This window comes from Mesorhizobium sp. M7A.F.Ca.US.006.04.2.1, from assembly GCF_004022915.1.
Classification (GTDB): Bacteria; Pseudomonadota; Alphaproteobacteria; order Rhizobiales; family Rhizobiaceae; genus Mesorhizobium; species Mesorhizobium ciceri.
Map to the genome: position 1 here is coordinate 1 of NZ_RZQA01001326.1, position 1,070 is coordinate 1,070.

The following is a 1,070-nucleotide window of genomic DNA, read 5'->3' on the forward strand; positions in this document are numbered from 1 at the left end:
CATTGAGGAGTTCTCACCATGAAGATTTCATCCGGATTTCGTTCCATCGCGGTTGCCGCCATCGCCACCGCAAGCATCGGCTTTGCCAGCGCCGCGCATGCCGACAGCGGCACCATCCGCTTCGCCGTCTACAAGGCGGCCTTCTTCGTCGGTGGCTCCGGAGGCGAAGGAACGCTGACCTTCCATGGCCGCCGCTATCCCATCTCGGTCGGCGGCGTCTCGGGCGGTCTCGCCTTCGGCGTTTCCAAGACCTATTTCCGAGGTACCGTGCGCCACATCAAACGTGCGCGGGATGTGACCGGGGTCTACGGTGCGGCGGGCGGTGGCGGCGCGCTTGGCAAGGGGGCTCAGGTGATCGTCATGACCAATGACAAGGGCGCCCAGCTCGAATTGACGGGCAGGCAGGTCGGCCTGCAGGTCAACGCCGACCTCAGCGGCATGAGCATCTCGCTGAGGTAGCCGTTAGCTCCTCAGGCCCGGCGCTTCCTGCCCCGTCCGCTCGACATATTCCGTATAGCCGCCGCCATAGGTGTGGATGCCTTCGGGCGTCAGCTCCAGCACGCGGTTGGAGAGCGCCGCCAGAAAATGCCGGTCGTGCGAGACGAACAGCATGGTGCCCTCGTACTGCGAAAGTGCCGTGATCAGCATCTCCTTGGTGGCGATGTCGAGATGGTTGGTCGGCTCGTCCAGCACCAAAAGGTTGGGCGGGTCGAACAGCATCAGCGCCATCACCAGCCGCGCCTTCTCGCCGCCTGACAGCACACGGCATTTCTTCTCGATCTCGTCGCCGGAAAAGCCGAAGCAGCCTGCGAGTGCCCTGAGCGGCGCCTGGCCGGCCTGGGGGAACGCGTCTTCCAGTGTCTGGAACACAGTGCGCTCGCCTTCCAGCACCTCCATGGCGTGCTGGGCGAAATATCCCATCTTGACACTTGGGCCCCGCGCGACCGTGCCGGTATCGGGCTCGGAAGCGCCGGCGACCAGCTTCAGAAGCGTCGACTTGCCGGCGCCATTGACGCCCATGATGCACCAGCGCTCGCGGCGGCGGACCTGGAAGTCGAGCCCCTCATAGA

The 1,070-nt window shown here is 64.7% G+C and carries 2 protein-coding genes; one reads left to right on the forward strand and one right to left on the reverse strand.

Annotated elements, in window-relative coordinates:
• Positions 1-18 precede the first annotated feature (18 nt).
• Positions 19-459, forward strand: a complete 441-nt coding sequence (locus tag EN925_RS37015; protein WP_024501715.1) for a hypothetical protein — start codon at positions 19-21, stop codon at positions 457-459.
• 3 nt (positions 460-462) lie between these two features.
• On the opposite strand, the gene EN925_RS37020 is transcribed toward EN925_RS37015, so the two are convergent.
• On the reverse strand, positions 463-1,070 hold a 608-nt coding region (locus tag EN925_RS37020; RefSeq protein WP_164894719.1), incomplete at its 5' end, for an ATP-binding cassette domain-containing protein.

Excerpts from the sequence above, each read along its gene's own strand:
- EN925_RS37015 (WP_024501715.1), top strand. The coding sequence starts at position 19 with ATGAAGATTTCATCCGGATTTCGTTCCATCGCGGTTGCCGCCATCGCC.